Origin of the sequence: Candidatus Sodalis sp. SoCistrobi, from assembly GCF_900143145.1 — a bacterium.
Lineage (GTDB): Bacteria > Pseudomonadota > Gammaproteobacteria > Enterobacterales > Enterobacteriaceae > SoCistrobi.
The window spans coordinates 1-5684 of sequence record NZ_FRDB01000185.1; the positions used below are offsets into that span (position 1 = coordinate 1).

General features: G+C 52.6%; 5 protein-coding genes. 1 reads left to right on the plus strand and 4 read right to left on the minus strand.

Annotated elements, in window-relative coordinates; genetic code table 11:
- Together CINSTRO3249_RS16685 and CINSTRO3249_RS11955 are read right to left on the minus strand one after the other, a co-directional pair.
- Nucleotides 1–170: IS1 family transposase (locus tag CINSTRO3249_RS16685; RefSeq protein ID WP_143146886.1), on the minus strand; the 170-nt coding region annotated here is incomplete at its 3' end.
- A 1243-nt stretch (nt 171–1413) separates the two neighbouring features.
- Nucleotides 1414–2127: a helix-turn-helix transcriptional regulator gene (locus tag CINSTRO3249_RS11955; RefSeq protein WP_074013444.1), complete on the minus strand. Its 714-nt coding sequence runs from the start codon at nt 2125–2127 to the stop codon at nt 1414–1416.
- 665 nt (nt 2128–2792) lie between these two features.
- Here CINSTRO3249_RS11955 and CINSTRO3249_RS11960 point away from each other — a divergent pair.
- The gene (locus tag CINSTRO3249_RS11960) at nt 2793–3779 is read left to right on the plus strand and encodes a VirK/YbjX family protein (protein ID WP_174249784.1); all 987 of its coding nucleotides are present in this window, start codon (nt 2793–2795) and stop codon (nt 3777–3779) included.
- An 86-nt stretch (nt 3780–3865) separates the two neighbouring features.
- Here the strand turns inward: CINSTRO3249_RS11960 and CINSTRO3249_RS11965 are convergent, their stop codons facing one another.
- Nucleotides 3866–4141: a YciI family protein gene (locus tag CINSTRO3249_RS11965; protein WP_074013446.1), complete on the minus strand. Its 276-nt coding sequence runs from the start codon at nt 4139–4141 to the stop codon at nt 3866–3868.
- Nucleotides 4142–4394: 253 nt separating this feature from the next.
- Complete coding sequence (locus CINSTRO3249_RS11970) at nt 4395–5540, minus strand: L,D-transpeptidase family protein (RefSeq protein ID WP_074013447.1); 1146 nt, start codon at nt 5538–5540, stop codon at nt 4395–4397.
- Nucleotides 5541–5684: the final 144 nt, after the last annotated feature.

The window sequence follows — 5684 nt, forward strand, 5'->3', positions numbered from 1 at the left end:
TCAACGATCTGCTCTTTAACTCCCGGCTTTCGCGCTTCATAGCGGTAGGTAAGCTGGAATACACGGTGACAGCACTGACACCGGAAGCGTTCGCGCTTAGTTGGACTAAGGCCATGTCGATAAATTTCATCTGAATGGCAGCGAGGACAATGAACAGAAACTGTAACCACGTGGAAACCTCAAATAGAGGCAGAATATCACAAAAGTCAACTATTTGAAGGCATTACCAAAAATTGATTGGTAATAAGAATGGGCGCTACTTTATTTTTTTTGTGACAGAGCGGTGGTTTTTTCTATTGCCGTTTTTTTAACGATGGGTTTAACGGGGCGATATTATACTCGTTTCGTCAACATCGCTAATGATCGAAAATTAATAGGAGGACGTTAATATGGGAGTCTTACAGACGGAGGTTAATGCTATTAAGCATTATCCTTTTACTGATTATAATATAAGCCCACACCCTACCGCACCGCCGCAAACGGAGAATAAAAGTGCCTGGCATAGTCTTGCTGCGGTGGGTAATACGACGCTCAAATCGGCGTTACCGGTCGGGAAAACACTTTGCCGCTGGGCAGACAGTTATCCGCTTAGTCTGTTATTTATCGCTGTGGGGGTGACATGCGTGATAGCGGGTCCGTCTGTTTACATTTTACCCCTCTGCGCTGCCGCATTGATGATAAGCGCGGGCCGTCTTATCAAATTGCGAGCGCCTCAGACTGAGGATGCCTTACATAGGCAAGAGGGCGTTGTTGCCCGGCAATTATCTGCGCCCTTTGCCGCTTGCTGCCCAACAGTCGGTAAAGAGGGCGATACCCGGGTAAGTCAGTCACCGCCCGCACCAATGCCACGAGTAAATACTGTACCCTATGTCCCTGGCGACGCTGGTGCAGGTACAAACGTCAATAACGGGGCGTACGTCAACGCGTACGTCAGCCCCCATAGCGACGTTAAGATCAGAATGCATGTCTGCGCCATCCCGAGCCCTCGTTCTTAAGTTTTGGTCAAAGGAGGGGGGGAGAATGGCTAAGCCGTCCATAACGTCTTAACGCGGGGAGCACGCCAATACCATCAGGAATATACACCGTGGCATCACGACGATCCCTACACAGTTTGGGAGAGGGGATGGCATTTCGGCGCGGCCGATTTACCCCCGTCGCCTGGTTCGACGCGCAGGCTAAATCAGCGATAAACCCACCAAGGGCAACCGTCCATGCGGCATAAGACGTTAGACCGCCAATGCTGGGTTAGTCCGGTAGCCGCAATGGCAACAAGCGTTAACGTGTGGGCGCCGAAGGGCGACACCGGGTGGCCAAGGCGGGCTGGCCCGATAAGAAGCATTGTTGCAGCAAATGCTAAGCGAGACGCACCCCTAGCCCGAGGCTCCACCCCGGGCTGGCGCGGTAACATACTGATTACCAGAAGAATTCAACTCCTTCTTTGAAGATTTTCTTGGGCATATAATTTTTGAGCGCTGTGGCACGGCAGTATTCATTAAGTTGCGAGAGCGAGTGGACGCTAATTTTACTGTAAATACCGGCTAGTCTGATTTCGAGTGCCTTCGGTGACAGAAATAATCTTTCCGCGATTTCTTTTTCGCTCAAATCCAGTCTGGCATAAAAAATAATATCCAGCTCGCTCTCGGTAAAAGTGGCATCAGGCGGCGTCAACGTAATCACCGAAGGTTTGATGCTATCAAAAAACTCTGATACGGATAATATTTTGAATTTTTGGATGTAATAGGCAGTGCCCAATATCTCACCCTGATTATTATTAATGGAAAATTTCGGGCAATAATAAGGTTCCATCACGGCGTGGCGACCATAATAAGATGTTGTGACAATGTCCGCCCCGGTGCTGCTCTGTTCTGCTGCCCGGTCCTGTGTCTGGAAGTCTGGCGCCAGCTCCGACCAGGCACAAGGGAACTCCTCATCCCGCCGTCCCTCAAAATCAAAGCCGCTGGGGATATTCAAAAAATCGAGGCTGGCCTTATTCAAATAAACGAACTTGGATTCTTTGTTTTTTATTCCCCAAGGAATTGACGCATGCTCCATTATGGCAATGAGGGGAATGTGGTTCAAGGTGTGTAGTGTTAAACTGCCGGAGACTGGATCATTGAGACTACCCATGATTGCTATTCCTATATGATGAAATGTCAATTTAAGAAAACCTCTGGCCGGTGACTCAGAAAATTACATAATTTAGTGAGCGGGTAAAGAGTAATTCCTTCCCAATAAACGGTGGTTCGTCAACATACTTGCATTAATAAAAGCGGGGCATACTAGTATAGGCAGCGAGTCAATTCGTCTTCAGCGGGGCGAGGGGTTAAGCCTGCTGCCATCATCTCAATGCGGATCGGTCCTTACCCGTTGTCCAAGTGCCCCCAAAACGCTGACCCGGTCCGACGCTCCTGCTGGCGCAGGCTCTGGGGAAAAGCCTTTTTCTTCATTAATCGCTCAGGTTAGATCTTTCGGACGGTATCGGCGGTGCAACGTCTGGTTCTACGGCGGTCTGCCTCATCAGCGACAGTGGCTTTTCCGCGGCGCGGCAACCGTGGCAGGCCGTGATGGCCGTTTGCGGTCGTTTGAGCGATAAAACACCGTAGCGGGCTCATCTGTCTTGACCAGTTGAGCCGGCGGATAAAGATCTTCAGAGAAATAATCGTATTGTTTACTGTTAGTTTATGTTCGGCCTGATGTAAGGCCGTTAATAATTATTTATTGATAATCAGTTTAAATATTATTAGTAACATAATAGTTTTGCGTTTGGATACTCCAATATGTCCCATTCCGTTGTGCAGAAAATTGATGGTTATCCGCAAAGCGGATTTAGCCTATTTTGGGCGCTTTTCTCGGGTGTCTGTAGACCAGGGGAAATCTGGGATAACACCAAATTCCGCCTTAAATTCTTTTTGCGAACGCTGATTAATCCGGTGGTGACGCTGCGTTATTTGCAGTGCGTCTCGACCGACTCGCTATTGCGCCACGCGGCGCTGGCGCAAAATACGTTGCCCGCGAAAATCCATCGCCCCTATCTTTTTGCCGCCTTGCCGGTAGCGGCGCGCGCTCGGGCTATTCTTGAGCACTACACCTTTATCAAAACACTGTCATGTCTGCCGCTGCGGCAGGCGTTAACCGTGCCTGCGGCAACCCGACTGTGCGTTTTGGAGGGTAAAAACGGCGAGCAACTCGAAATCAAATTGAGCATGAGCCGCTTCGAGCGTGAAGGGGAGGCGACGCTGACCATTCACGGCGATAAAGGACGTTTGGCTTCGCTTACCTTCTCTATCGTAAGGTATCAGGAAAAACAAACCCTATTTATCGGCGGGTTGCAGGGCGCAAGCCGCAATACCTCGCATACTGTCATCAAGGAAGCGACCAAAGCTTGCCACGGTTTATTCCCCAAACGACTTTTGGTGGAAATGTTGCAGCTTATTAATGGTGACATTAAGGCGCAGCAGATTATCGCAGTCGGTGATAAAAGCCATGTTTTCCAAAGCGCACGTTATCGCAGTAGTAAGCAAAATGTATTTTTTGCTCATTACGATGAATTTTGGGCGTCGTTGGAAGGGCTGCCCATGGCAGGCGGGCTTTACGCGTTGCCGCAGAGGATAACCCGCAAGTCCATAGACGATCTGCCCAGTAAGAAACGCGCCGAATATCGCAGGCGCTATGCTCTGCTAGAGGACATGCGGGCGCAGTTTGAGGCGTTTATTCATAGCCAGAGCGGCATGACGGCGCTCACCCGCCCAGACGCCGCAGAGGTGCGATTGGCAAGTTGATGCAAAATGCCTCTTCGGCCCCGCGCTGCAGGCGAAAGCCGCCTGCGCGCGGCGGCAGCCTGCAGCGCCGGTACGGGGTTATAGCGTCAGTAGCGCGCTGAGGCTTCGTCGGTCAGGGTAGGTAAGAATTCGATTATGTCGTAGTCCGCGACGGCGCTGAACGGATCTTCCGCCAAAATCCGCTCCAATTCATCCCGCGCCACGCGGCAGGCGAAAATGACGCCGCCCGTGCGGGGGATTTTACGGCCGGCGGCGACGAAAATACCTTCGGCAAAATAGGTCTTCAGCCAGTTCATATGGCCTTCCTGCAGGGCGGTAACCTGCGTCATGGGCTGGTTATAGCGCAACGTAATGAGGAACATGGATCACTCCGGTTGAACACGATCCCATAAGCATACCTTGCCTGGCGGCCGAAGCCGTCATCAATTTTTACGCCAAGTAGAGACTGCCGTAGCCCTACCACGGCGCGGGGAAATCCGCGTCGGTGATAGAACGCCTCAGGCGGTGAGATTACTTCAAGGGAGCGTTGTTGGAAGCTGGTTTCGCCCTCCCTGGCGCGGCGGGTGCGCCAGGGAGGCGGGGTCGCCTGCTCGTCGAGCGGGCGATCTTGCGCGCTTACTGCGCGGTTTGACCGTCGTCGCCGGCAGCTGGTGTGGCCTGCTCGATGGGTGCGGTGTTGTCCACCGGGACCGCGGTGCCGCTTTGCTCAGGCACGCTGGTCTGCAGGGTGACCGGTGCGGCATTGCCCTGCTGCGCCTGCTCGGTGTCGGGACCTTCGGTAATGGTACTCTCATCAACCGGCTGTACCTGTACCGTGGCGGTTTGGCTGCTGTCGCCCTGCGCGACGATGTTCTCCGGCATGCCGGAGCGACGCTGCAGCGCCTGGTCGACGGTACTCTGGTTCACGCTGGGATCCACCAGCACATGGCAGACGTTGACGGGCAGATTAATCGGCACCGGCTCGCTTGAGTTGAATTGCTCTTCGGTAGCGGAGAGCGGGTTGTGCACTTCCAGATAACGTGAGCCGTCCGGCTCGATGGTGGCTTTTACCGGTTCATTGATGAACTGAACACGGGTGCCGACCGGCACATGATCAAACAGATATTTGATGTCGTCGGCGCGCAAACGCACACAGCCGTGGCTCACGCGCAAGCCGATACCGAAGTTGGCGTTGGTGCCGTGGACCGCATACAGGCGGCCAACATAAAGCGCATACAACCCCATCGGGTTATCCGGGCCGGCGGGGAATACTTCCGGCAGCGTTTCACCGCGTTCGGCATATTCCGCATGCATGGCTTTAATCGGCGTCCAGGTGGGGCCATCTTTTTTACGCTGCACCGAGGTCACCCAGTTGAAGGGGGTGTCTTTACCCAGCTCGCCAATACCAATGGGCAACACGATGACCGTCTTGGTGCCTTTCGGGTAATAATACAACCGCATTTCGGCACTGTTAATCACAATACCCTCATGCGGGGTGTCCGGCAAAATCAGCTGCTGCGGAATGATCATCTTGGTGCCGGCGGCCGGCAGGTAGACATCCACGCCCGGATTGGCTTCAAGCATGTTGCTCAGTCCCATTTGGAACTGTGCGGCAAAATGTTCAAGTGGAAGCTTGTTCCCCTCGGGAACGGTGATTTGCAGATTTTCCCCCACCAGGCGGCTTTTGCCTTCCGGCAGCGGATAGACAACGGCGAAGGCGGACTGACTGTAAACAGCCATTGCCAATACCATGCTACAGAACGCGCGAATTTTCATTTTCATAAAGTATCAGATGTTATTGAATCACCCCGGATAAATTAGAGTCTATACTTTAAAAGTGGAGGTCTCTATGACAACGACCAAACGTTACTCTCCGGAAGTCCGTGAACGGGCAGTTAATCTAGTGCTGGAAACTCAGCATGAGCA

Bases quoted from the DNA above. Each gene is read 5' to 3' on its own strand.
- CINSTRO3249_RS11955 (WP_074013444.1), bottom strand. From the start codon at position 2,127: ATGGGTAGTCTCAATGATCCAGTCTCCGGCAGTTTAACACTACACACC.
- CINSTRO3249_RS11970 (WP_074013447.1), bottom strand. From the start codon at position 5,540: ATGAAAATGAAAATTCGCGCGTTCTGTAGCATGGTATTGGCAATGGCT.
- CINSTRO3249_RS11965 (WP_074013446.1), bottom strand. From the start codon at position 4,141: ATGTTCCTCATTACGTTGCGCTATAACCAGCCCATGACGCAGGTTACC.